The sequence below is a fragment of the Vreelandella aquamarina genome, from assembly GCF_900110265.1.
In the GTDB taxonomy this organism is placed as follows: Bacteria; Pseudomonadota; Gammaproteobacteria; order Pseudomonadales; family Halomonadaceae; genus Vreelandella; species Vreelandella aquamarina.
The window spans coordinates 1-23,336 of record NZ_FODB01000057.1; the positions used below are offsets into that span (position 1 = coordinate 1).

The window sequence follows — 23,336 nt, forward strand, 5'->3', positions numbered from 1 at the left end:
CGCCGATACCGGTTTGCACGGTGCGCTCCGGCAGGTAGCCGTTGCGGACGACGACACGGCGGCCGTCTTCCAGCGTCTTGTCGGCATATTGCTCCAGAAACGTGCTCAACTCCGCCTCCACGGCCTTGGCGATCAGGTCTCGGGCCCCTTTGCGCAGCAGCTCATGCAACGGATCAGTAGCGCCGGTGTCTGGCTGCGTCACGGCTTGGAGAGTAGAATTGCTCATGGCGTATCCGTCCTATGTTGGTTGTGATCTGGCGAGATCAATCAACAGGATACGCCACCCTCTCTACTGCCCTCCATACACAAGAACTGAGCTTAACTCCCAAGCGGCTAGGCAGGATAGCCAACCGCCTTAGAAAAGACTGGCGTTGATCAGCAGGTGTGCCACGATACTGGCTACGTAACCTAACAAAATAGCGGGCACCCAGCGCAAATGCACCGCAAACGTGTAGATACCACGGGCTTGCCCCATCAGCGCTACCCCGGCAGCCGATCCCATGGAGAGCAGGCTGCCCCCCACACCGGCTGTCAGAGTGATCAGCAGCCAGTTGCCTTCCGACATATCCGGCGCCATGGAGAGCACGGCGAACATCACTGGAATGTTATCCACCACCGCTGAGATCAGCCCCAGCACCACGTTGGCCCACACCGGGTCCCAGCCGCCGTAAAGCGTTTCCGAAAGCAGGCTGAGATAGCCCATGAACCCCAGGCCACCCACACACATCACCACCCCGTAGAAGAACAGCAGCGTGTCCCACTCGGAGCGGGCGATACGGCTGAAGATATCGAACGGCACCACGCTGCCTAGCTGCTCCAGCTTTTTCCAATCTCCGCGGCGGGAGTAACGCTCACGTTTGCGCTCCAGCGAACGGGGCAAACTGCGACGCAGGTAATAGCCAAAGAATTGCAGCAGGCCTAGACCAAACATCATGCCCATAGCGGGCGGCAGGTACAGAATCGAGTGGCACAGCACAGAGATCGCCACGGTGATCAAGAACAGTACGATGATGCGCCGGGCGCCCCGCTTCAACCATACGTTCTCGGTGAGCGCAGCGGGCTGACGATTGACGATGAAAAAGTTCATGATCACCGCAGGCACCATGAAATTCACGATGGCAGGTACCAACAGTGCAAAGAAGCCTTCGAAAGGCACCTGACCGGCTTGCCACACCATCAGTGTGGTGATATCGCCAAACGGGCTGAACGCACCACCGGCGTTGGAGGCCACCACCACGTTGACACAGCAGAGGCTGATAAACTTGTTATCCCCCTCGGCGACCTTTAGCACCACCGCACACATCAGCATGGCAGTCGTCATGTTGTTGGCGATGGACGAAATACCGAACGCCAAACAGCCGGTAATCCAGAATAGGCTCCGGTAGCTAAACCCCTTGCGCACCAGCCACGCACGCAGTGCATCGAACACACGACGCTCTTCCATGGCGTTGATGTACGTCATCGCCACCAGGAGGAACAGCAGCAGCTCGGTATACTCGAGCAGCGTCTCTTTGAAGGCGCTCTCTGCCTCATGGGGCATACCTGCTTGTACGTAGACCCACGCGACCATAGCCCAGATCAGGCCAGCAGCCACCAGAACCGGTTTGGATTTACGCATGTGGATGATTTCTTCACTCATGACCAGGGCATAGGCCAGAATGAAAATGGTCACGGAGACAATACCGGCAAGTGAGGTGGTGAGATCGAGGGGGCCAGCAGCAGCAAAAGCAAGAGAAGGAAAAGCGAAGAGGCAGAGTGCGGTCAACAACCAAGCAACGCGGCAAGCGGGATGCCGAGTTGCAAGGACGTTAGGTGGTTTCATAGCAGCGTGATCCTGGCAGGGTTAGAGAATACCGCCACGATAATAAGCACACTAACTATGTGCTGCAACGCAGCGATGGCGCATAAGATGCGGCCTTTTGACGCACCTTGTAAAGCGCTTTATTCATCCAACTGCTGTGGGATGAAAATAAAGTTTCATCCCTAGAAATAAAGATTCATCCCCGCAGGCTCAGCACTGATCTGCTTCTGAATACTTTCAGGCCACACTCAGTGAAGGCACCGCACTGACGTCTACTTCGCGTTCGGCATGCCAGGCGTCGTGAGCCGCCTGAAGACGCAGCCATAGGCTGGGTCCGTTGCCGAATAGCTTGCCAAGACGTGCTGCCATTTCTGGCGATACTGGCTTACGCGCGGCCAGGATGGCGTGCAGCTGCTGGCGTGAGATGCCCAGCATCCTCGCGATGGCACTCTTGCTGAAGTCCAAATCCTCCAGCATGTCTTCGATCACCTCTCCGGGGTGCGGCGGGCAAAGGTTGGGGTTCTGCTTTGCGGTAATAGTCATAGTGGTTCCACCTCACTCAGTGGTATTGCTCAAAATCAACCTGATAGGCGTTGCCTCCCTCGAATTCAAAAGTGAGGCACCATGGACCGTTCACATGCACGGTGTAACGTTTGGGGTTGAAGCCTTGCAAGCCGTGGAAGTTATAGCCCGGTAAGTTGATCTCCTCAACGCTTGCGGCCTCGTTGATCACGGCCAACCGGATCAGGATGCGCCTATGCATACGCTTGTCGATCTTGGATTTACCGGTTTCCCACAGAGTCGCCAGGTCCTTGCTCTTGAAGGTCTTGATCATGGGGTTAGTGTAGCCTGATAGATTACACATGTAAAGCGTTAGATTACAGTGCGGGCGTGATAGCGCCTCATATGAACCTAGAAAGATGATACTTTATCTCATGGAGGCTCCATAGGTTCACGATGAATCAAAGGGTTATGAGAGCCAAAGGGATGCGACTTTATTTTCCACCTACAACTGCAATTAATTGTGACACGGCACTTATTCGACGGTCACACTCTTGGCAAGGTTACGCGGTTGATCCACATCGGTGCCTTTGAGCACCGCTACGTGATAGCTCAGCAGCTGCAACGGTAGAGTGTAGAGCAGTGGTGCCAGTGCTTCGTGTACTTCAGGAAGTTCCAACACACGGATATCATCTTGAGAGCTGATTCCTACCTTTTGATCGGCAAACACAAACAGCTGGCCGCCGCGGGCGCGCACTTCTTGAAGGTTGGATTTCAGCTTTTCCAACAGGTCATCATTCGGGGCTACTGAAATTACCGGCATCTCGCTATCCACCAGCGCCAGCGGGCCGTGCTTAAGCTCCCCGGCAGGATAGGCTTCCGCATGGATATAGGAGATCTCCTTGAGCTTCAGTGCGCCTTCTAGAGCAATCGGGTAGTGCGCCCCACGACCCAGGAAGAGCGCGTGATGCTTCTCTGCAAATGCCTGAGAAAGCACTTCGATCTGCCGATCGAGACCCAACACCTGCTGACAGAGCGCGGGCAGTGCCTGCAGAGCGCCAATGATCTCTGGCTGCTCTGGCTGGCCTTTCGCTTTACTGACGGACAACGTCAACAGCATCAGCGCAATCAACTGGGTGGTAAAGGCTTTAGTCGAGGCCACACCAATTTCGGGGCCTGCGCGGGTCATCAGCGACATGTCCGACTCCCGCACCAGCGAGCTTCCGGGCACGTTGCAGATCGCCAGCGAGCCGACATAGTTGAGCGTTTTAGCAAAGCGCAGTGCTGCCAGCGTATCGGCGGTTTCTCCAGACTGGGACAGCGTTACAAAGAGCGTGCCTTCCGGCACCACCGGGTGGCGGTAGCGATATTCCGACGCCACTTCGACCTGTACCGGCACCCCAGCATAGCGCTCCAACCAGTAACGCGCGACCATGCCAGCATGGTAGCTGGTGCCACAGGCAATAATATGCACATGGCACGTTTTCTGGAACAGCGCCAGCGCATCCGGCCCAAAACTCTCTACCAACACGCCGTGGCTACTTAAACGCCCTTCCAGCGCGGCACTAATAACGGCGGGCTGCTCAAAAATCTCTTTGAGCATGTAATGACGATATTCGCCTTTGCTAGCCGCACCGTCGCCATGTTCAAAGGTATGGATAGGGCGCTCAACGTCATTGCCTTGGCGATCAACAATGCGAATCACCCCATGCTCACGCAGCTCGACTAAATCGCCCTCTTCCAGATAGATAAAGCGGTCGGTCACTTGAAGCAGCGCCAGCGGATCAGAGGCTAAAAAGGCTTCATCAATACCAACACCTACCACCAAGGGGCTGCCTTGGCGTGCGCCCACGACCACGCCGGGCTCGGCCGCACTCATTACACCCAGGGCGTAGGCACCGCCCAAGCCACTAACAATCTCTTGTGTCGCCTCAAACAGCGTCTTGCCTGTAGCGAGTTTGTCCGCCAGCAAATGGGCAATCACCTCGGTATCAGTTTCTGAGGTGAAGGTATATCCACTGCCCTGCAGCATCTCTTTAATCTGCTCGTAGTTTTCGATAATGCCATTATGCACCACGGCGACGTTATCGCTGCTGTGGTGCGGATGGGCATTGGCCTCGGAGGGTTTGCCGTGGGTGGCCCAGCGTGTATGCGCGATACCGCTGTTGCCTGGCAGCGCGGCGGCGTCCAACTGTTCAGCGAGTGCCGCGACTTTGCCCAAAGCCCGGTGACGCGTTAACACACCGCTGTTAAGCACCGTCATGCCAGAAGAATCGTATCCGCGATACTCCAAGCGTTTCAGCCCTTCCAACAAGATTCCCTGCACATTACGCTGCGCAACCGCCGCGACGATGCCACACATAACTTGTTCTCCTAAGGCGCTCTCACGCCGTGTAATCCAACGTGCTAATACGTTTATTTAACCTTTTTAACCGGGCGCGGCCAGTCGGGCTTCTCTAGCTGCCGGCTGCGGGTGACCGCTAATGCATACTCAGTCACATCTTTTGCAATCGTGGAACCAGCGCCCACAGTGGCACCCTTACCTACCGTGACAGGTGCCACTAAGGCAGTGTTGGAGCCGATGAAGGCGTTATCGCCAATTTCGGTGCGATGTTTGTTCACGCCATCGTAGTTGCAGGTAATGGTGCCCGCGCCCACGTTCACATCGCGCCCCAGGCGCGCATCACCCACGTAGCTTAAATGGTTGATTTTACTACCTTCACCCACGTCGGCATTTTTGGTTTCGACAAAATTGCCCACCTTGGCTTTCACGGCTAAGCGCGTGCCAGGACGCAGCCGTGCGTAGGGGCCGACCTGGTTAAGACCCGCCGCCACGGCCGTGTCGATCACGCTGTGGCTGTGAATCTCACTCTCTGCGCCAATGGTGCTGTTTTTGATAATGCAGTAGGGGCCTACCCGCACGCCTTCGCCAAGTTCGACGTCCCCTTCAAAAACACAGCCTACGTCGATGAAGACGTCGTGGCCGCAGGTAAGCTTACCGCGCACATCAATTCTCGCTGGGTCAGCCAAGGCAACGCCTTGGGCCATGAGCGTCTCTGCCGTCTGCTGCTGGTAAGCACGCTCCAAGCGGGCCATTTGCGAGCGGTTATTGACCCCCTCTACCTCGGTGGCGTTATGGGGCTGCGCCGTGGCGACCTTGACGCCTTCGCTGGCTGCCATGGCGATAACGTCCGTCAGGTAGTACTCGCCCTGGGCATTTTCCGCTGATAGCTGGGGTAACCAGCGCTTCAATTGGGCGCTGGTCATGGCCATGATGCCGGTGTTGCACTCGGTAATTGCCAGCTGTTCGTTGTTGGCATCTTTCTGTTCCACAATCGCCACGGCGTGACCATCGCTGTCGCGCACAATACGGCCGTAGCCGCTGGGGTCATCTAACGTGACCGTTAACAGGCCCATATGTTGCTCATCCACCTGAGCCAGTAGATTAGCTAGCGTATCGCGGCGAATCAGCGGCACATCGCCATATAGTACCAGTACAATACCGCTGCCTAAGTGAGGTTGAGCTTGGGCAACCGCATGGCCGGTGCCCTTCTGCTCTTCCTGCAACGCAAACGAGACCTTGAACTCCGCCAGCGCCTCACGCAGCTGGTCGGCACCGTGACCAATCACCACGTGAGTACGGCTAGGGTTCAAGCCGTTGGCCGTTTCCAGCACGTGCTGCACCATGGGCTTGCCCGCCAGCGTATGCAGCACTTTGGGAAGTTGAGAGCGCATCCGTGTGCCTTTGCCCGCCGCAAGGATGACGATATCGAGGTCGTGCATGTTATTCACCTGTCTCCGTTTGGCGATTCGCCGTGGGCGCCGCCCAGGGTTCGATGCCCAATTCGTCGATCAGCGCATCACCGAAATAGTTGACGAAGGCGGGGCTAGCCAAGCTACGCCAACGCTCCCCCTCACGTACTAACATCAAAATATTGAGGTTGTTTTCGACGGCCAGCTGCATACCCTGCTCGCTCCCCACGACGGTAAGCGCCGTGGCCCAAGCATCGGCCCAGGCATTGGAGGGGTGGAACACCGATACCGACGCTAGCCGATGCTTGATGGGCTGACCGGTTCGCGGATCCAGAAGATGCGAGAAACGCTCGCCATCGACTTCAAAGTAGTTGCGATAATCGCCCGACGTGGCCACTGACATCCCCTCCAGCGCCAACACGTGCTGCGCTTCCGGCACACCGCTTTGCGGCACTTCAATGCCGACACGCCAAGGCGTTTGATCTTCGATGTCCCGGTAACCGCGGGCAATCAGCCCGCCACCGATATTGACCAGGTAATTATCGATGCCCTGCTGATCCAGATACGCCGCCACGCGATCGGTGGCGTGGCCTTTGGCGACGCCAGAGAGATCAGCAAATACATCCCGCAGGCGACACGCCTGCATCCGCTGGGTATCCACCTCGACTGCATCAAACCCAATCGTGGCCATGCGCTCGCTTAACTCGGCCTCGCTAGGCACCTCTTCGGGACGTGCCTCGGGACCAAAGCTCCATAGATTCACCACATCGCCAATGGTGATATCAAACGCCCCTTTGCTTGCTTCCGACACCGAACGGCTTATCGCCAGCACTTCGATCAGCTCGTTAGAGAGCGGCTGCCACTCGTTGAGTGGCGCGTCGTTAAAGGCGACTAGTTCTGAATCGTCACGGTAGGTCGACATCGCTTGGTCAACGTCTTCCATCTCGGCCAATATGCCCTCTTCCAAAGCATTGGCTTCGCCCTGCGTCAGCGGGTCGACCAGAGTAATTTGATAATAGGTGCCAAAAATACCGCCTTCAAAGCGCACTGGTGACTCCAGCGGCCGATCATTTTCTGAACAGCCCGCCAGCAAAACGCCCACCAGCGCCACGACGCCCAGTCGCCTACACGCAGTTTGATAGCCTTTCATCCGATGTCCTTCATTGAACGCGCGGGTTAGAAATGAAAAAACCAGAGTAGCCAGGCACCAAACAGCACGCGGTATACCACGAACGGCTGCATCCCCAGCTTTTTGATTACGACGAGAAAGTAGTGAATACACACGAAGGCGCTGATACCCGATAAAAGCGCCCCTATTAGCATAGCGGGTACGTCGATCGAGTGAGGCGCTTTGACGAGATTCACCGCTTCGAGGCCACCGGCGAGCACGATGACGGGAATCGAGAGCAAAAACGAGAAGCGCGCGGCGCCTTCTCGATTCATGCCAACCATCAGCGCCGCGGTCATCGTGATCCCCGAGCGCGACGTACCGGGGATCAACGCCAACACTTGAGCGCCGCCGATGATCAGCACGTCTTTTAGCGTCAACTGATACTCGCTGCGGGTACCGCGCATTTTCCAGTCGGCGTAGCCAAGCAGTAAGCCGAACCCTATCAGGCTAAGGCCGATGATCAGCGTCGAGCGCATGTAGCCTGCGATCAGGTCATGGAGGAGAAAGCCGACGATGCACACCGGCAAGGTGGCCACGACTACCCAAAACGCTAGACGCGCATCCTCATTGACGCCGCTGCCTCTTACCGCCGTGAGGCTGCTGGCGATCATTTGCCAAATTTCCTGGCGAAAATAGAGGACGACGGCGCTCAAGCTACCCAAGTGGAGTGCCACATCGAACGCGAGACCTTGGTCTTCCCAGGTGGTGAGCACCGGCACCAAAATCAGATGAGCGGAGCTGGAAATCGGAAGAAATTCAGTGAGCCCCTGCACCACCGCCAATACTACCACTTGGAGCCAATCCATAGGTCGTCCTGTCTATGTTCTGTGTTGCGTTATGAAATGAGGTCGTCTCACCTGCAGCGGCGCTTAGGATACACATCCCAACTTTCATTGTCCGCACCGGTAACGCCTGAGAATGCACAAGAGGGTATAGAGCTTGCCCGGCGGTAAGCTACAATGGGCATCTAATGGAAGTATGCGTCCCTGCAGGTACCTCATGACTCAGACCGTAGAAACGCCAGTGGTTCCCAATCGCGAGTTAGATAGCCAAGAGGCTAAGCGCGTAACCTATATCGGCGCTTGGCTGGACGGTTTGCTGAGCATTATCAAAGTCGCCGTTGGTTTTTTTGTCGGCTCTGCTGCGCTGATTGCCGATGGTATTCACTCGCTCTCTGATCTTGTCACCGATGGTTTTGTACTGGCTGCTATCCACTATGGCCGCCAGGAGCCCGACAACGACCACCACTACGGCCATGGCCGAATCGAAACCCTCACCACGCTGCTATTAGGCAGCGTCCTAATCTTCGTGGCGGGGGGTATTGCGTGGTCAAGCGTGGATCGCCTGTTGAGCGGCACAGAAGTGGGCGCCCCGGGGGCGCTTGCGATCGTCATCGCCATACTGGCACTGATTAGCAAAGAGTGGATTTTTCGCTACACCATGCGGGTCGCGAAACGCTTGAAATCCAAGCTTTTAGAAGCCAACGCTTGGCACTCGCGCAGCGACGCACTTTCAACCGCCGTGGTGCTGGTGGCTTTAGTAGGCGCACAGTTTGGCTTGGGCTGGCTAGATGCTGTGGCCGCCATTATCGTTGGCCTGATGGTCGGTAAAGTGGGTTTAGACCTGTTGTGGGAGTCCGCTCGCGAACTGGTCGACACCGCACTCCCCGAAACAGTACAGCAGCAGATGCATGACGTGGCGTGTAGCGTCCCCGGCGTGGATAGCGTGCACGACCTGCGCACCCGTCAATCGGCAGGTTGGGTGATGGTCGATCTGCATGTGGTGGTGGGGCCTAAAATTACCGTCTCGGAAGCTCATGAAATCGGTAATGAAGTGAGCCGCCGTTTGCGCCACGAGTTTCCTTTGCTCACAGATGTTATCTTCCACGTTGACCCAGAAGATGACGCCGGTGAAGGCGACCCGAGCCGCCTACCAGGCCTGCCGCTGCGTCCAGAAGTGGAAGCGGCGCTGAACGAGCGCTGGTACAAACATCCGGTATGGCGCACGCTGAACGAGCTACAGCTCCACTACTTAGAAGATAAGGTATCGGTATCGCTGATTATTGGCGACGCCGTTCACCAGCCGCCTCAGTGTTTGGCGAGCCAGCTCAAGGCGCTCGCCAGCGACATCGAGTGGCTGGGTCATGTGGAGGTCATGTTCATTACCCGGGCGGCCAGCAGCGCCATGCGCTAGGCTACCCTAACCCAGGTCAGACGCCGGCAAGTATGGCCGTTGCAATACTGAAGTAAATCAGTACGCCGGTGGCGTCGATCAGCGTGGTCACCAGCGGAGCCGAGGCCGTCGCGGGGTCTACTTTGAAGCGCTCCAAAACGAACGGCAAGCACATGCCGATCAAGCTGCCAAACAGCACGATGGTCACCATGCTGAGCGCCACGATTATGGCCACCGCTTCCCCGCCACGAAAAATCCCAATGGGGGCGACGGCAATAGCCATGGTTAACCCCAATGAACCAGCCACCAACAGCTCACGCCCCAGCATCTTGCTCCAATCCTTCACGCCTACGTCGCCGGTGGCCATGCCGCGCACCATCAGCGTGGCGGCCTGCGCACCGGCATTACCGCCACTGCCAATCAACAGCGGCAGGAAGAATACCAGAGCGACCTGGGCGGCAATGGTATCTTCGAAGTACGCAATACCAGCCCCCGAAAACAGGTTGGCAAAGACCAGTAAGACCAGCCAAAACACGCGTTTGCGGTAAAGACTCCACAGCGGTACCCGGCTCACGCCATCCTCTAGCTGACCGATGGACATCCCTTTGTGGATATCTTCGGTGGCCTCTGACTCAGCAACATCCATGGCATCATCGTGAGTCACGATGCCTACCATACGGCCATCGGCATCAACCACAGGCAGCGCCAGCAAGTCGTACCGAGCCACAATTCTCGCCACCTCCTCCTGCGCTTTATCCACAGGGATTTTGATGACATCTTTGATCATGATGTCATCCACCAACGCCCCAGGGCGCGCGACCATCAGTTGACGCAGCGACATGGTGCCGATCAGATGGCCGTCATTATCCAGCACGTAAAGCTGGTAGACCGTTTCTGCATCAGGGGCGGTTTGGCGCACGCGCATCATTGCTTGTGACACCGTCATGCCACTGGCTATGGCAACATAGTCAGAGGTCATGATGGCGCCGGCAGTGCCCTCTTCATAGCTCGCCAAGCGCTTGAGATCCTCGCGCTCCTGGTGCGCCATACGACGCAACAGCGCTTCGCGACGGTCTTCCCCAAGCCGGTTGAACAAATCCGCCCGCTCGTCGGAGCCCATCTCTTCGAGCAGTTTGAGCACCTGGCTATCGGACAGCTCTCCCACCACCTCGAGCTGGCTCTCTTTGGGTAGATAGCCCAGCACATTGGCGGCTCGCTCGGTGGAGAGAATGTCCAACACCATCAAAGCGGCGCTTAACTCTTCATCCTCTTCGATCAGCTCTTCGAGCACTTCACCAATATCAGCCGAGCGGATTTCGGCGAGGCGTTCCGCCAATTGCGACTTACTGGGATCTTCCTTGACCAGCTCATCGAGAAGCTCGGTCTTCAACGCCTGTAAGGCTTCTTCGTTTAGCGCCATCGCTCGCTCCTGAGACGTTCAACTCTGGGATGACTCACCCGCATATTAACAGACAAAAAAAACGCCCCTTAAACCCTGAATCGGGTTTAAGGGGCGTTTGATTACGCAGAGCGTCTAATTAGCCTTTACCCGCCTTTTTACGCAGCTGCTGAATCGTTCGCAGCTGTGCAACGGCTTCGGCAAGTTCAGCGGCAGCACGGGTATAATCCAGCTCCGCTGACTTCTCGTTAAAGGCTTTCAGCGCCTGCTGACGCGCTTCCTCGGCAGCGGCCTCGTCGAGGTCGCTGGCACGCGCCGCAGCGTCTGCCAGGATCGTCACGACATCTGGCTGGACTTCCATGAAGCCGCCAGAGACAAAGAAGTTCTCTTCCTTGCCATCATCGTGGATCACGCGGATCGGGCCCGGCTGAAGCTCGGTCAGCAGCGGGGCGTGCCCCGGCAAAATGCCGAGGTCACCCATCATCCCGGAAGCAATCACCTGCTCAACCTTACCTGAGAAGATGGATGCTTCTGCGCTGACGATATTGCAAGTGAAGCTATTCGCCATAGCGAATCCCCCTAATGGATGGGATTACTTCTTCATCTGGTTGGCTTTTTCGACAGCTTCGTCGATGGAGCCGACCATGTAGAAGGCCTGTTCCGGCAGATCGTCGTAGTCACCCGCGAGGATGCCCTGGAAGCCACGAATGGTGTCTTTCAGCGACACGTACTTACCGGGCGAGCCCGTGAAGACCTCGGCCACGAAGAACGGCTGCGACAGGAAGCGCTGGATCTTACGCGCACGGGCAACGGCCAGCTTGTCTTCGTCAGACAGCTCGTCCATACCCAGAATCGCGATGATGTCCTTCAGTTCCTTGTAACGCTGCAGAACGTTCTGAACGCCACGCGCTACGTCGTAGTGCTCTTCACCGACGACCAGCGGGTCCAGCTGACGCGAGGTGGAGTCCAGCGGGTCGATCGCGGGGTAGATACCCAGCTCGGCGATGGAACGCGCCAGTACCACGGTCGCATCTAGGTGCGAGAAGGTGGTGGCTGGCGATGGGTCGGTCAAGTCATCCGCCGGGACGTAAACGGCCTGTACGGAAGTGATAGAGCCCGTTTTGGTCGAGGTGATACGTTCCTGCAGAACGCCCATCTCTTCGGCCAGCGTCGGCTGATAACCTACCGCAGACGGCATACGACCCAGCAGGGCGGATACTTCGGTACCGGCCAGGGTGTAACGGTAGATGTTGTCGACGAACAGCAGAACGTCGCGGCCTTCATCACGGAATTTTTCCGCAATGGTCAAACCGGTCAGCGCCACGCGAAGACGGTTACCGGGTGGCTCGTTCATCTGACCGTAGACCAGCGCTACCTTGTCGATAACGTTGGATTCGGTCATTTCATGATAGAAGTCGTTACCCTCACGCGTACGCTCACCGACACCAGCGAATACAGAGTAGCCGCTGTGCTCGGTGGCGATGTTGCGGATAAGCTCCATCATGTTAACGGTTTTACCAACACCCGCACCGCCGAACAGACCAACCTTACCGCCTTTCGCGAAGGGGCAGACCAGATCGATGACCTTGATACCGGTCTCGAGCAGCTCGTTAGACGCTGCCTGATCGGCATAGCTCGGCGCTTTTCGGTGGATCGGCATACGCTCTTGCTCACCGATCTCACCTGCTTCGTCGATCGGCTCGCCGAGTACGTTCATGATGCGACCCAGCGTTTCCTTACCGACCGGTACGGAAATCGCGGCACCTGTGTTGGTTACGTCCAAGCCACGTTTCAAGCCCTCGGTGGAGCCCATGGCAATGGCGCGTACTACGCCGTCGCCCAGCTGCTGCTGGACTTCGAGGATGGTCTCAACGTTGGAGACCTTCAGCGCGTCGTAGACCTTGGGCACAGAGTCCCGCGGAAACTCTACGTCAATCACCGCGCCGATGATTTGTACGATACGTCCGCTCATCTTGGTTCCTCTCAAAAACCTGCAAATGAAACCTGTTTGCCGGGAGCCACCTTAGCGATGGCAGGCTCCCTTGGCGTTATACGGCTGAAGCGCCGCCGACGATCTCGGAAATTTCCTGGGTGATGGCGGCCTGACGGGCCTTGTTGTACACCATCTCCAGATCGTCGATCAGGTTGCCCGCGTTATCAGTGGCACTCTTCATAGCGATCATTCGGGCGGCCTGTTCGCACGCACCGTTTTCGACTACCGCCTGATACACCTGCGATTCGATGAATCGAACCAACAGGCCGTCTAACAACGCCTTGGCATCCGGTTCATACAGGTAGTCCCAGCTTCCGGGACGGGCGTTTTCTTCGTCATGCTTAGCGTCATCGCCCATGTCAGGCGACAGCGGAAGAAGCTGACGCACGACGGGCCGCTGGGTCATGGTGTTGACGAACTCGTTATACACCACGTACAGACGATCCAGGCGTCCTTCGTCATACGCTTCGAGCATGACCTTGACACTACCGATCAGACCCTCAACGGTCGGTGCTTCCCCCAGTCCGCTCTTGGCCGCAATCAAGTTGCCGCCATAGTTACGGAAGAAAGCACCAGCTTTCGAACCGAGGGCACAGAAGTCCAGCTCAGCGCCTTGCTGTTTCCAGGCAACGGCGTCTTTCACCACTGCCTTGAACAGGTTGACGTTCAAGCCGCCACACAGGCCACGATCGGTGGAGACCACAATGTAACCAACACGCTTTACCTCGTTACGCTCGACCATATAGTCGTGCTTGTACTCGGGGTTTGCGTCGGCAATGTGGCCTACCACGTTACGAATCTGCTTGGCGTACGGCTGGCCAGCCTTCATCAGATCTTGCGCTTTACGCATTTTCGATGCAGCCACCATTTCCATGGCGCTGGTAATCTTCTGCGTATTTTTAATGCTCCCGATCTGGGTGCGTATCTCTTTTGCAGCTGCCATAGCGATCTACCTTTCGTTCGTGGCTCTCAGAAAGCATGCAAGCCCGCCCGCAGGCGGGCCGGACATTACCAGCTCTGAGTCGCCTTGAACTTCTCGAGACCTGACTTCAAGCCGTCCTGAATCTCGCCGTTGTAGTCGCCGGTCTGGTTGATCTTGTCGAGCAACTCGCTGTGCTCAGACTTCATGTAATCGTGCAGAGCACGTTCGAAGTCCAGCACCTTATCGACGCTCACGTCATCCAGGTAACCTTCGTTAGCGGCGTACAGCGACAGCGCCATTTCTGCAACTGACATCGGCGAGTACTGCTTCTGCTTCATCAGTTCGGTAACGCGTTGACCGTGCTCGAGCTGCTTGCGGGTCGCTTCATCCAGGTCAGAAGCAAACTGCGAGAATGCCGCCAGTTCACGATACTGAGCCAGAGCCAGACGCACACCGCCACCCAGCTTCTTGATGATCTTGGTCTGCGCAGCACCACCTACACGAGAAACCGAGAGACCTGCGTTAATCGCCGGACGAATACCGGAGTTAAACAGGTTGGTTTCCAGGAAGATCTGACCATCGGTGATGGAGATAACGTTGGTCGGAACGAACGCCGATACGTCACCACCTTGTGTTTCGATGATCGGCAGTGCGGTCAAGGAACCGGTTTTGCCTTTCACTTCACCGTTGGTGAACTTCTCAACGTAGTCAGCGTTAACACGCGCAGCGCGCTCCAGCAGACGTGAGTGGAGATAGAAAACGTCACCCGGGTAAGCTTCACGGCCCGGCGGACGACGCAGCAGCAGCGATACCTGACGGTACGCAACGGCCTGCTTGGAAAGATCGTCATACACGATCAGCGCGTCTTCACCACGGTCACGGAAGTACTCGCCCATGGTGCAGCCAGAGTAAGCGGCCAGGAACTGCATCGGTGCCGGGTCGGCAGCACCTGCAGCGACGATGATGGTGTGTTCCAGCGCGCCGTGCTCTTCGAGCTTGCGAACGACGTTAGCAATGGTCGACTGCTTCTGACCGATCGCTACGTAGACACAGGTAACGCCCTTGCCTTTCTGGTTGATGATCGCATCGATGGCAATGGCAGATTTACCAATCTGACGGTCACCGATGATCAGCTCACGCTGACCACGACCGATCGGCACCATAGCGTCGATAGATTTCAAACCAGTTTGGATCGGCTCATCAACGGACTGACGGGTGATAACGCCGGGCGCTACTTTTTCTACCGCGTCGGTCATTTTAGCGTTGATATCGCCCTTGCCATCGATGGGATTACCCAGCGCATCGACAACACGACCAATCAGCTCAGGGCCTACCGGAACTTCAAGAATGCGACCGGTACACTGAGCGGTCATGCCTTCTTCAAGCTGCAGGTAGTCACCCAGGACAACGGCACCGACGGAGTCACGCTCCAGGTTCAGTACCATGCCAAAGATGCTGTTGGGGAATTCGATCATTTCACCAAACATCGCGTCTTCGAGGCCGTGAATTTTCACGATACCGTCGGAAACGCTGACGATGGTGCCCTGATTACGGGCTTCGGATGCGACGTCAAGCTTCTCAATTCGCTGCTTGATGATGTCGCTGATCTCGGAAGGATTCAGTTGCTGCATGCCATGTCCCTCAGACTCAAGCGGTCAGCGCTTCGGAAAGTCGGTTCAATCGACCACGCACCGAACCGTCAATGACGGTATCGCCGGCACGCAGGATGACACCGCCAATCAGCGCCTTGTCCACCTGAGTAGTAATGGAGATTTCGCGATTCAGACGTTTCTTGAGCGCGGTTGCTAGCTTGGTCTGCTGTTGGTTGTCCAGCGCATAGGCGGACGTCACCAGCACTTCAACACGCTGCTCATGTTCGGCACGCAGGTGCTCGAACTGTTCAGCAATGAAGGGCAGGGCCAACAAGCGACCTTGGTCAGCCAGGGTATCCAAAAAGCGCGACACGTCGGCATTCTGCTCCGGTAACATATCGGAAAGCAGGGCTACCTTTTTGTCGTTCTCAAGCTTTGGACTACCCAGCAAGCGACGAACGTCGCTATTGGCCACCGCAGTGCTTAAAAAACCAAGCGCCTGGGACCAGCTATCAAGCGCCTCATGATCACGCGCGTATTCAAACGCCGCCTTAGCGTAAGGACGAGCGACGGTAAGTAATTCCGCCATGGGTCACCTCCTTACAGTTCAGCAGCAAGCTCATCAAGTAACTTGCGATGTGCTTTCTCGTCGACCGAAGCTTCTAATACACGCTCGGCACCAAGGATGGCGAGGTGAGAAACCTGGGCACGAAGCTCGTCTTTTGCACGATTTACTTCTTGCTCAATTTCGGAACGAGCGCTTGCCATCAGGCGTTCGCCTTCAGCGCGAGCCTGTTCGCGTGCTTCTTCGATCATCTGAGCAGAGCGCTTGTTGGCTTGCTCGAGAATTTGAGAAGCCTGCTCCTTGCTTTCACGCAACGTTTGCTCAGCGCGTTCTTGAGCTAACTCAAGGTCGCGAGTCGCACGGCTGGCTGCGTCCAAGCCATCAGCAATCTTTTTCTGACGCTCATGAAGCGCGTTGCTGATCGGAGGCCACACATACTTTATGCAAAACCAGACAAAGATCGCGAAGGCGATCGTCTGCCCGATAAGCGTCATGTTGATATTCACAGGGATGTACCTCTGACAAATTCGTGGCGACCGGAGTGAAACAAAACCGAGCGGAGAGCCGCTCGGTTAAGCTGCATTAACCGGCAACAACGAAGATCAGGTACATCGCGATACCAACACCGATCATCGGAACGGCGTCAAGCAGACCGGCCATGATGAAGGTTTTGGTTTGCAGCTGGTCGCCCAGTTCCGGCTGACGCGCGGTAGATTCAAGCAGTTTGCCGCCCAGAAGAGCGAAGCCAATGCCGGTAGCCAGTGCGCCCAGACCGATGATGATGGCAGCTGAGAGATAAACCATTTCCATGATGTTGCTCCTGAGTTTAAGTTTTGGTTAAGGGTTGAGGGTTAATGAAAACGTCGTTGCTTGGTTTAGTGATGTTCGTGCGCCGCGCTGAGGTATACAACCGACAGCGTGGTGAAAATAAAGGCCTGCAGCGTTACCACAAGGATGTGGAAGATGGCCCATGGCACGTCCAACAGCCAGATTGCCCAGAACGGCAGTAGAGCAATCAGAATAAAGATAACTTCACCGGCAAACATGTTACCGAACAGACGCAGGCCAAGGCCTAACGGCTTCACCAGCAGGCCAATCACTTCAAGTACCAGGTTGAAAGGGATCAGCGCCCAGTGATTGAACGGCGTAAGCGACAGCTCTTTGGCAAAACCACCGGCACCTTTGACTTTAATGCTGTAGTAAATAATCAGGCAGAACACGCCCAGCGCCATACCCAGCGTGGCGTTCGGGTCCGTGGTCGGTACAATTTTCATGTACTCAACGCCTAACCGTTTAAAGAGCTCAGGGCCATAGTCGACCGGAATAATTTTCAGCGTGTTCATGAGCAAAATCCACACGAACAGCGTCAGTGCCAGCGGGGCAATGACCGGGTTACGGCCATGGAACGTCGCGCGGGTGAGGTTCTCGATGAACTCAACCACCATTTCAACAGCGTTTTGCAGTCCGCTAGGAACGCCCGTTGTTGCTGCTTTACCGGCTTTACGGAAAATCCAGATAAACAGGAGGCCCATGGCGATCGACCAGCCCATGGTGTCCAGATGAATGGCCCAAAAGCCCATTTCACGAGCTTCTTCGGCGGAGTGCGCCAGCGACCAGCCATTCTCTGGATGTTTACCAAAGGTCAGGTTCTGCAAGTGGTGCTGGATATAGTAAGTCGACGAGACTTCGTTTCCTGCGGCCATAGACATGTCACCTCAATCAGTTGTGCGATTTCCCAGGCATTAACCAAGGTGCAAGCCAATGCGTTAGAACAATCGCAACATAAGCACTAAAAAAGAAAGCGGGGTTTGAGGGAGGCACTACCACGAACACCAAAGCAAACAGTGCCACCGTCAAACCAAACTTACCTGCCTCGGCGCGAAACAGAACCATAGCGCCTGGAGAACGACGCGTTTTACCAAAAATTCCCATGCGCTGTATAAAGAAAGCGTGTGGCAGCAACGCTACCAGTGCTCCCGTTATGACCGATAGCACCCCTGGCATCTGGGCTACCGGATAAGCCAGCAGCACTCCAAGCAGCATCACCACGAGCTGGGCGCCGGTTAGCCGAGCGAAGTAGGCTCGCTGCCGCTGGGTTTCAATTCGCTGCATAAGCTTTCAACATATCGCTAGTAAGCAAATGATTCCCCAGCGCGTTAGATGGGTTGCTGCCGATGTGCCTTTCAAGCGCATCGATAAGCAACCTGCACAAATCTTGCGCGATTATAGGGAAGCGCTATCACACCTTCAACCGAAGTTGCACGGAATTCGCGCGTTTCAGCGCCGACTTGCGACCAAAGGGCTAAAAACAGGCCATATCTTTCATTAGCGTGCTATTTAATGTGCGCCAGAATTCCATCCAGCTCTTCAAGGCTTGTATAACGAATAGTGACTCGGCCTTTGCCTTTTTGACCATGATCAATCGAAACAGGCGCACCGAGAATTTCGCCCAGGTGGGTTTCTAAGCGGGCCACATCCGGTGTCTTGGCCGCTTGCTTGGCGGTCGGCGCAGGTGCCTGATTGGTTTGCACCTTTTTCACCAGCGCTTCGGTATCGCGCACGGTAAGGTCTTTATTGACCACTTCGTGGGCGACTTGGCGCTGCTGTGCACTGGTTAACGAGAGCAGTGCGCGAGCGTGACCCATATCTAAATCGCCCCGCTCTAGCAGGGTTTGCACCTCTGGGTCGAGGGCCAGCAGACGAAGTAAGTTGGCAACCTGGGTACGAGACTTACCCACTGCATCAGCAATCTGTTGCTGAGTGAGCTCAAATTCATCGCCCAAACGCTTCAGCGCAATCGCTTCTTCAATCGCGTTGAGGTTTTCCCGCTGGATGTTTTCAATCAGCGCTAAGGCCAGCGCGACTTCATCACTCACATGGCGTATGACCGCCGGAATAACGTCCAGCTCGGCCAGTTGCGCGGCGCGCCAGCGGCGCTCACCGGCAATAATTTCATAGCGGTCTTTACCTACCGGACGCACCACGATGGGCTGCATCACGCCTTGGGCACGGATCGAGTCGGCAAGCTCTTCCAGGGCTTCAGGCTGGATGTCTCGGCGCGGCTGATACTTCCCGCGCATCAGTTGCCCAAGTGGCAGACGCTCCAGGCGTTCAGCCATTGCGTCATCCACCGCCACGTCTGGCATCGGGGCGTCGGCGCTCTCAAGCGTTGCGCCACCGGTCAGGTCTAAACTGTCACGACGACGGGCGCCCGCACCAATCAGGGCATCCAGGCCACGTCCTAGCGCGCGTTTACGCGTCATTCGCTTTCCCTCGTACTTTTAACGTTATGTACTTTGAACGCTACAGCGGCAACCGTTACAGCGACAGACGCCGAATCATCTCTTTGGCCAACACGCGATAGGCTTGGCTCCCCCGCGAAAAACGCGCGTATTGGGTGACCGGTACGCCGTGGCTTGGCGCTTCAGCGACTTTCACGTTGCGCGGAATCGTCGTTTTCAAAAGCGCATCGCCGAAAAAGTCGCGTAGCTGCTTATCTACTTCTCGGGTGAGACTGGTGCGCTTATCGTACATGGTGCGCAAAATGCCGGAGACGGCCAGCTCAGGATTCACGCTTTGCTTGATCTGCTCCACCGTATCCAGCAGCGCCGAGAGCCCCTCTAGGGCGTAAAACTCACACTGTAGCGGAATCAGTACGCCATGGGCGGCGGTGAGCGCATTCACCGTCAGCATATTCAGCGACGGTGGGCAGTCGATCAACACCACGTCGTAATCGTCCGCGACGCTGGCAAGTGCAAGCGATAGGCGACTTTGACGTTGGTCGCTATCCAGTAATTCCACTTCCGCGGCGGTCAGGTCGCCGTTACCGGGTAGAACATCGTAATGAACCGGCAGCCCGCGAACGATAACCTCTCCTGCTTTGGCTTCGCCAAGCAACACGTCCAGCACGCTTTTCTCAAGATCGTACTTGTCGATCCCGCTGCCCATGCTGGCATGGCCCTGTGGATCCAAGTCCACCAGGAGTACGCGGCGGTCAAGAGCAGCCAGGCTGGCGGCCAGGTTAACGGCTGAAGTGGTCTTGCCCACGCCGCCTTTTTGGTTGGTCAGGGCAATGATCTGGCTCACTACTCAACTCCTTTTGGGGTCAGGATCAACAGCTGCCGCTCGGCCGTTTCAAAGGGTACATTCAACAGGTGGCGCTCGCTGAGTTCAATGCCTTCCGGCAGGTTACGCAGCTCGTCATCAGCACCGGGGCCTTTCATTGCTAGCCACTGGCCATTTGCAGATGGCAGGGGGCGCGTTAGCGTCACGAAATCCACCAAACTGGCAAACGCACGTGAGATCACCTGATCAAAGTGCTGGCCGGTGAACTGCTCTACCCGTGCCTGAGTAGGCGTCACGTTCGTCAGCGCCAACTCCATCACCGCTTGGCGCTGGAAGCGGACTTTCTTGCCATTGCTATCCAGCAGCGTCACCTGAAGTTCGGGCTTCATAATCGCGAGTACCAAGCCGGGTAACCCAGGCCCTGCCCCCACATCCAGCAGCGTTGGGCCGTGAACGTAGGGAGCAACGGCGGCGCTATCCAGTACGTGACGCGAGACCATTTCTTCAACATCACGCACTGCGGTGAGGTTATAAGCCCGGTTCCACTTGTGCAACAGCGCCAGTAAACCAAGCAGCTGCTCTCTCTGTTCAGCGCTGATGATGACTCCCAGCGCCGATAGGCCTTGATCAAGTCGTGGTGCAACGCCATTGGGTAAGCTGTTGACCAGCGGCTGGAGTCGACTCATCCGTTGGCCACCTCGGCGTTGGTAATTAGGCGGCGTTTTTTCAGATGCACGAGCAGAATCGATATGGCTGCGGGCGTTACCCCAGAAATCCTGGCTGCATGTGCAAGGGTTTCTGGACGGGTGTCGCTGAGTTTTTGGCGAATCTCGTTGGAGAGACCTTCCACCCGGTGATAATCAAGTTCCGCAGGCAGCGGCGTAGCTTCATGACGCTTAAGCTTATCGATCTCATCCTGCTGACGATCAATATAGCCCTGATATTTGGCTTGAATTTGCACCTGTTCGGCCACGGCTTCGTCGTGTACGTCACCGCTTTCCATACCGGGGAGCGAGGTAATATCGGCATACGTCAGCTCAGGGCGTTTCAGCAAATCACTTAAGCAGTACTCTCGGGGTAGCGGCCTGCCGGTTTTTTCAGCGATTTTTTCCGCCGCCGGGCTATTGGGTTGCACCCAAGTGGTGGCCAAGCGTGCAGTTTCCCGCTCGATGGCTTCGCGCTTTTGACTAAATGCGGCCCAGCGCGTGTCGTCGACTAAGCCTAGCTTGCGGCCTTTTTCGGTCAGGCGCAGATCGGCATTGTCTTCACGCAGCAGCAGTCGATATTCCGCCCGCGAAGTAAACATGCGGTAGGGCTCTTTGGTGCCCATGGTGATTAAGTCGTCTACCAAAACGCCGAGGTAGGCTTCATCACGGCGGGGGTACCAAGCGTCGAGCTGTTTAGCGCGGCGAGCGGCGTTTAAGCCCGCCAGTAGCCCCTGGGCACCTGCTTCTTCATAACCAGTTGTGCCGTTGATTTGCCCGGCAAAAAACAGGTTGTGGATAAATTTGGTTTCCAGCGAGTGTTTCAAATCCCGCGGATCAAAGAAATCGTACTCAATGGCATAGCCAGGACGCGTGATGTGTGCGTTTTCTAACCCTTTGATCGAGCGCACCACCTGCAGCTGCACATCAAACGGCAGCGAGGTCGAGATGCCGTTGGGATAGAGCTCGTGGGTATCCAGGCCTTCAGGCTCGATGAACACCTGATGGCTCGATTTGTCGGCAAAGCGGTGCACTTTATCTTCAATCGAGGGGCAGTAGCGCGGGCCGATCCCTTCAATCACGCCAGAGTACATTGGCGAGCGATCCAAGTTACCCAGAATAATCTCGTGCGTGCGCTCGTTGGTGTGGGCGATATGGCAGCTCACCTGCTGGGGATGCATCTCCCGGGAGCCGAGGTAAGACATCACCGGCGTTGGGGTATCGCCCGGCTGCTCTTCCAACTGCGAAAAATCGACGGTTTTGGCATCGATACGCGGCGGCGTGCCAGTTTTGAGCCGGTCAACATGAAACGGCAACGCACGCAGTCGTTCTGCCAGCGCGTTGGAGGGCGGATCACCCGCGCGGCCTCCGCGGCTTTGATCCAACCCGATGTGGATAACGCCACCCAGGAAAGTACCGGTTGAGAGCACGACCGATTCCGCGTGAAAACGAATGCCGGTTTCAGTTACGACGCCGCGCACAGTGTCGTTATCCACAATGAGATCACCTGCCGCCTGCTGAAAAATCGTCAGGTTGGGCTGGTTTTCCAGCATGCCGCGAATGGCGGCTTTGTAGCGGATACGGTCGGCTTGGGCACGGGTTGCACGTACCGCTGGCCCTTTGCGTGCGTTGAGCACGCGAAACTGGATGCCGCCTAAATCCGTGGCTAGCCCCATTGCACCGCCGAGCGCATCAATTTCTTTCACCAAATGGCTTTTGCCGATGCCGCCAATGGCGGGATTGCACGACATTTGGCCAAGCGTCTCGATGTTGTGAGTTAGCAATAGGGTTTGACAGCCCATACGAGCAGAGGCCAGTGCGGCTTCAGTTCCCGCATGGCCACCGCCGATGACAATCACGTCAAAGCGGTCGGGGTAGTTCAAGAGACACCTCGTCTTGCGCCTGTTGGCACGGATGATGTGGTCAGCATATCGGTGCTGTTGGAATAAGCCCGCCAGTATAAACCTCCTGTGGGTAACCGTCAGGTTTTTCCACACCCCAACCAAAGGGTTCAGTCTTTATTAATAACAAAATAAAAATAAATAAGAGAAGTTCTGTTGATGTAGTAACTACTGGTGTGGACAAAATCTGTTGATAAGTCTACTAACGCTAGCTTTATCAGTATTTTACATTGTTGACCTTTAGGTGATTAAGCAGCGGAGTGCCTGCGTAGAAGCGGTGTTGGAGCTGTGGATGAAAGTGCGACTTACCCACAAGGCTGACTGACAACGGGTTATCCACCGCTGGGTACCTGGCTTGTTACCGCACCTGTGAACAACCTGCTTCACATACTCAAATCATGCTGATAAGCGCTCATGGTGGGCTTCGTGGCGAAGTAGCGAGGAGCGTGTAAAAAATAGTATCCACAGGATCGAGTAGGAGGGGGAGTCGCCTCCCCCGTCCTCTCACACCACCGGGCAAACGGATCCGTACCACGGCGGTTCCTGTCCCCCATTATCGGGCTGAGCTTCGTTCCGCTGAATCCGCTCGCCTGTGTGCTCTGAGCGCTTCGACAGTCTTTGGGCTTCCGGCCCGCCATACAGTTATCGAGAGCCCTCCGGGGAGGCTTCTGCTCGTACACATCAGAGAGTGGTCAACTATCCACTCGTGACAGGTTCAGCCCTTCAGCTCTTGGTTAGAGAGCCTAATATGGCCTCTGCTGACTCCTGTTCGCCCATCCCGACACCTCACGGTGTCG

22 protein-coding genes and 1 pseudogene are annotated in these 23,336 nt (G+C 56.3%); 1 reads left to right on the forward strand and 22 read right to left on the reverse strand.

Translation table 11 applies throughout. From position 1 onward, the window contains the following. From BMY49_RS14105 to BMY49_RS14140, 8 genes and pseudogenes are all read right to left on the reverse strand, one after another. A pseudogene (locus tag BMY49_RS14105) lies at nt 1–226 on the reverse strand (IS256 family transposase); the annotation flags it as partial. Between the two features lie 129 nt (nt 227–355). Then, entirely contained in the window at nt 356–1,822 is a 1,467-nt protein-coding gene (nhaD, locus tag BMY49_RS14110; RefSeq protein WP_044628613.1) for a sodium:proton antiporter NhaD, read from the reverse strand. 216 nt (nt 1,823–2,038) lie between these two features. Beyond that, nucleotides 2,039–2,344 (reverse strand): HigA family addiction module antitoxin, encoded by a 306-nt coding sequence (locus BMY49_RS14115; protein ID WP_089675871.1) that lies wholly within the window; start codon nt 2,342–2,344, stop codon nt 2,039–2,041. Between the two features lie 16 nt (nt 2,345–2,360). After that, nucleotides 2,361–2,636 (reverse strand): type II toxin-antitoxin system RelE/ParE family toxin, encoded by a 276-nt coding sequence (locus BMY49_RS14120; protein WP_089675872.1) that lies wholly within the window; start codon nt 2,634–2,636, stop codon nt 2,361–2,363. 201 nt (nt 2,637–2,837) lie between these two features. Beyond that, entirely contained in the window at nt 2,838–4,664 is a 1,827-nt protein-coding gene (glmS, locus tag BMY49_RS14125) for a glutamine--fructose-6-phosphate transaminase (isomerizing) (protein ID WP_089675873.1), read from the reverse strand. Between the two features lie 53 nt (nt 4,665–4,717). Continuing rightward, nucleotides 4,718–6,085, reverse strand: a complete 1,368-nt coding sequence (glmU, locus tag BMY49_RS14130; protein ID WP_089675874.1) for a bifunctional UDP-N-acetylglucosamine diphosphorylase/glucosamine-1-phosphate N-acetyltransferase GlmU — start codon at nt 6,083–6,085, stop codon at nt 4,718–4,720. Between the two features lies 1 nt (nt 6,086). Then, nucleotides 6,087–7,205, reverse strand: coding sequence for an FAD:protein FMN transferase (locus tag BMY49_RS14135; RefSeq protein WP_089675875.1), 1,119 nt, complete (start codon nt 7,203–7,205; stop codon nt 6,087–6,089). A 26-nt stretch (nt 7,206–7,231) separates the two neighbouring features. After that, nucleotides 7,232–8,032 carry an undecaprenyl-diphosphate phosphatase gene (locus BMY49_RS14140; RefSeq protein ID WP_089675876.1) on the reverse strand — a complete coding sequence of 267 codons (801 nt, stop codon included), beginning with the start codon at nt 8,030–8,032 and terminating at the stop codon, nt 7,232–7,234. A 193-nt stretch (nt 8,033–8,225) separates the two neighbouring features. Between BMY49_RS14140 and BMY49_RS14145 the strand changes: the two genes are divergently transcribed. Next, a complete protein-coding gene (locus tag BMY49_RS14145; protein ID WP_044628608.1) occupies nt 8,226–9,419 on the forward strand; it encodes a cation diffusion facilitator family transporter in 1,194 nt (397 codons plus the stop codon). A gap of 16 nt (nt 9,420–9,435) precedes the next feature. Here the strand turns inward: BMY49_RS14145 and mgtE are convergent, their stop codons facing one another. From mgtE to mnmG, 14 genes are all read right to left on the reverse strand, one after another. Beyond that, nucleotides 9,436–10,818, reverse strand: coding sequence for a magnesium transporter (gene mgtE, locus BMY49_RS14150; RefSeq protein WP_089675877.1), 1,383 nt, complete (start codon nt 10,816–10,818; stop codon nt 9,436–9,438). 118 nt (nt 10,819–10,936) lie between these two features. Beyond that, nucleotides 10,937–11,365, reverse strand: a complete 429-nt coding sequence (locus BMY49_RS14155; RefSeq protein ID WP_089675878.1) for a F0F1 ATP synthase subunit epsilon — start codon at nt 11,363–11,365, stop codon at nt 10,937–10,939. A 24-nt stretch (nt 11,366–11,389) separates the two neighbouring features. Further along, the gene (atpD, locus tag BMY49_RS14160) at nt 11,390–12,769 is read right to left on the reverse strand and encodes a F0F1 ATP synthase subunit beta (RefSeq protein ID WP_058577336.1); all 1,380 of its coding nucleotides are present in this window, start codon (nt 12,767–12,769) and stop codon (nt 11,390–11,392) included. Between the two features lie 76 nt (nt 12,770–12,845). Continuing rightward, the gene (atpG, locus tag BMY49_RS14165) at nt 12,846–13,733 is read right to left on the reverse strand and encodes a F0F1 ATP synthase subunit gamma (RefSeq protein ID WP_089675879.1); all 888 of its coding nucleotides are present in this window, start codon (nt 13,731–13,733) and stop codon (nt 12,846–12,848) included. Between the two features lie 65 nt (nt 13,734–13,798). Beyond that, the gene (atpA, locus tag BMY49_RS14170) at nt 13,799–15,343 is read right to left on the reverse strand and encodes a F0F1 ATP synthase subunit alpha (protein ID WP_044628603.1); all 1,545 of its coding nucleotides are present in this window, start codon (nt 15,341–15,343) and stop codon (nt 13,799–13,801) included. A 16-nt stretch (nt 15,344–15,359) separates the two neighbouring features. Then, the gene (locus BMY49_RS14175) at nt 15,360–15,893 is read right to left on the reverse strand and encodes a F0F1 ATP synthase subunit delta (RefSeq protein WP_089675880.1); all 534 of its coding nucleotides are present in this window, start codon (nt 15,891–15,893) and stop codon (nt 15,360–15,362) included. Nucleotides 15,894–15,904: 11 nt separating this feature from the next. After that, complete coding sequence (locus tag BMY49_RS14180; protein WP_044628601.1) at nt 15,905–16,375, reverse strand: F0F1 ATP synthase subunit B; 471 nt, start codon at nt 16,373–16,375, stop codon at nt 15,905–15,907. Nucleotides 16,376–16,451: 76 nt separating this feature from the next. Further along, nucleotides 16,452–16,679, reverse strand: coding sequence for a F0F1 ATP synthase subunit C (gene atpE, locus BMY49_RS14185; protein ID WP_007112217.1), 228 nt, complete (start codon nt 16,677–16,679; stop codon nt 16,452–16,454). A gap of 65 nt (nt 16,680–16,744) precedes the next feature. Next, nucleotides 16,745–17,572, reverse strand: coding sequence for a F0F1 ATP synthase subunit A (atpB, locus tag BMY49_RS14190; protein ID WP_044628644.1), 828 nt, complete (start codon nt 17,570–17,572; stop codon nt 16,745–16,747). A 16-nt stretch (nt 17,573–17,588) separates the two neighbouring features. Beyond that, nucleotides 17,589–17,981, reverse strand: coding sequence for an ATP synthase subunit I (locus BMY49_RS14195; protein ID WP_044628600.1), 393 nt, complete (start codon nt 17,979–17,981; stop codon nt 17,589–17,591). A 221-nt stretch (nt 17,982–18,202) separates the two neighbouring features. Continuing rightward, a complete protein-coding gene (locus BMY49_RS14200) occupies nt 18,203–19,132 on the reverse strand; it encodes a ParB/RepB/Spo0J family partition protein (protein WP_062361056.1) in 930 nt (309 codons plus the stop codon). A gap of 55 nt (nt 19,133–19,187) precedes the next feature. Continuing rightward, on the reverse strand, nt 19,188–19,955 hold the full coding sequence (locus BMY49_RS14205) for a ParA family protein (protein ID WP_044628598.1): 768 nt from the start codon (nt 19,953–19,955) through the stop codon (nt 19,188–19,190). Next, nucleotides 19,955–20,620, reverse strand: coding sequence for a 16S rRNA (guanine(527)-N(7))-methyltransferase RsmG (rsmG, locus tag BMY49_RS14210; protein WP_054640718.1), 666 nt, complete (start codon nt 20,618–20,620; stop codon nt 19,955–19,957). The genes BMY49_RS14205 and rsmG overlap by 1 nt, the downstream gene beginning before the upstream one ends. Continuing rightward, nucleotides 20,617–22,521, reverse strand: a complete 1,905-nt coding sequence (gene mnmG, locus BMY49_RS14215; protein WP_089675881.1) for a tRNA uridine-5-carboxymethylaminomethyl(34) synthesis enzyme MnmG — start codon at nt 22,519–22,521, stop codon at nt 20,617–20,619. The genes rsmG and mnmG overlap by 4 nt, the downstream gene beginning before the upstream one ends. Between the last annotated feature and the right edge of the window lie 815 nt (nt 22,522–23,336).

What these genes read in the sequence shown, in the direction of transcription:
- nhaD (WP_044628613.1), bottom strand. Translation starts at nt 1,822, where the DNA reads ATGAAACCACCTAACGTCCTTGCAACTCGGCATCCCGCTTGCCGCGTT.
- BMY49_RS14115 (WP_089675871.1), bottom strand. Translation starts at nt 2,344, where the DNA reads ATGACTATTACCGCAAAGCAGAACCCCAACCTTTGCCCGCCGCACCCC.
- BMY49_RS14120 (WP_089675872.1), bottom strand. Translation starts at nt 2,636, where the DNA reads ATGATCAAGACCTTCAAGAGCAAGGACCTGGCGACTCTGTGGGAAACC.
- glmS (WP_089675873.1), bottom strand. Translation starts at nt 4,664, where the DNA reads ATGTGTGGCATCGTCGCGGCGGTTGCGCAGCGTAATGTGCAGGGAATC.
- glmU (WP_089675874.1), bottom strand. Translation starts at nt 6,085, where the DNA reads ATGCACGACCTCGATATCGTCATCCTTGCGGCGGGCAAAGGCACACGG.
- BMY49_RS14135 (WP_089675875.1), bottom strand. Translation starts at nt 7,205, where the DNA reads ATGAAAGGCTATCAAACTGCGTGTAGGCGACTGGGCGTCGTGGCGCTG.
- BMY49_RS14140 (WP_089675876.1), bottom strand. Translation starts at nt 8,032, where the DNA reads ATGGATTGGCTCCAAGTGGTAGTATTGGCGGTGGTGCAGGGGCTCACT.
- BMY49_RS14145 (WP_044628608.1), top strand. Translation starts at nt 8,226, where the DNA reads ATGACTCAGACCGTAGAAACGCCAGTGGTTCCCAATCGCGAGTTAGAT.
- mgtE (WP_089675877.1), bottom strand. Translation starts at nt 10,818, where the DNA reads ATGGCGCTAAACGAAGAAGCCTTACAGGCGTTGAAGACCGAGCTTCTC.
- BMY49_RS14155 (WP_089675878.1), bottom strand. Translation starts at nt 11,365, where the DNA reads ATGGCGAATAGCTTCACTTGCAATATCGTCAGCGCAGAAGCATCCATC.
- atpD (WP_058577336.1), bottom strand. Translation starts at nt 12,769, where the DNA reads ATGAGCGGACGTATCGTACAAATCATCGGCGCGGTGATTGACGTAGAG.
- atpG (WP_089675879.1), bottom strand. Translation starts at nt 13,733, where the DNA reads ATGGCAGCTGCAAAAGAGATACGCACCCAGATCGGGAGCATTAAAAAT.
- atpA (WP_044628603.1), bottom strand. Translation starts at nt 15,343, where the DNA reads ATGCAGCAACTGAATCCTTCCGAGATCAGCGACATCATCAAGCAGCGA.
- BMY49_RS14175 (WP_089675880.1), bottom strand. Translation starts at nt 15,893, where the DNA reads ATGGCGGAATTACTTACCGTCGCTCGTCCTTACGCTAAGGCGGCGTTT.
- atpE (WP_007112217.1), bottom strand. Translation starts at nt 16,679, where the DNA reads ATGGAAATGGTTTATCTCTCAGCTGCCATCATCATCGGTCTGGGCGCA.
- atpB (WP_044628644.1), bottom strand. Translation starts at nt 17,572, where the DNA reads ATGGCCGCAGGAAACGAAGTCTCGTCGACTTACTATATCCAGCACCAC.
- BMY49_RS14195 (WP_044628600.1), bottom strand. Translation starts at nt 17,981, where the DNA reads ATGCAGCGAATTGAAACCCAGCGGCAGCGAGCCTACTTCGCTCGGCTA.
- BMY49_RS14200 (WP_062361056.1), bottom strand. Translation starts at nt 19,132, where the DNA reads ATGACGCGTAAACGCGCGCTAGGACGTGGCCTGGATGCCCTGATTGGT.
- rsmG (WP_054640718.1), bottom strand. Translation starts at nt 20,620, where the DNA reads ATGAGTCGACTCCAGCCGCTGGTCAACAGCTTACCCAATGGCGTTGCA.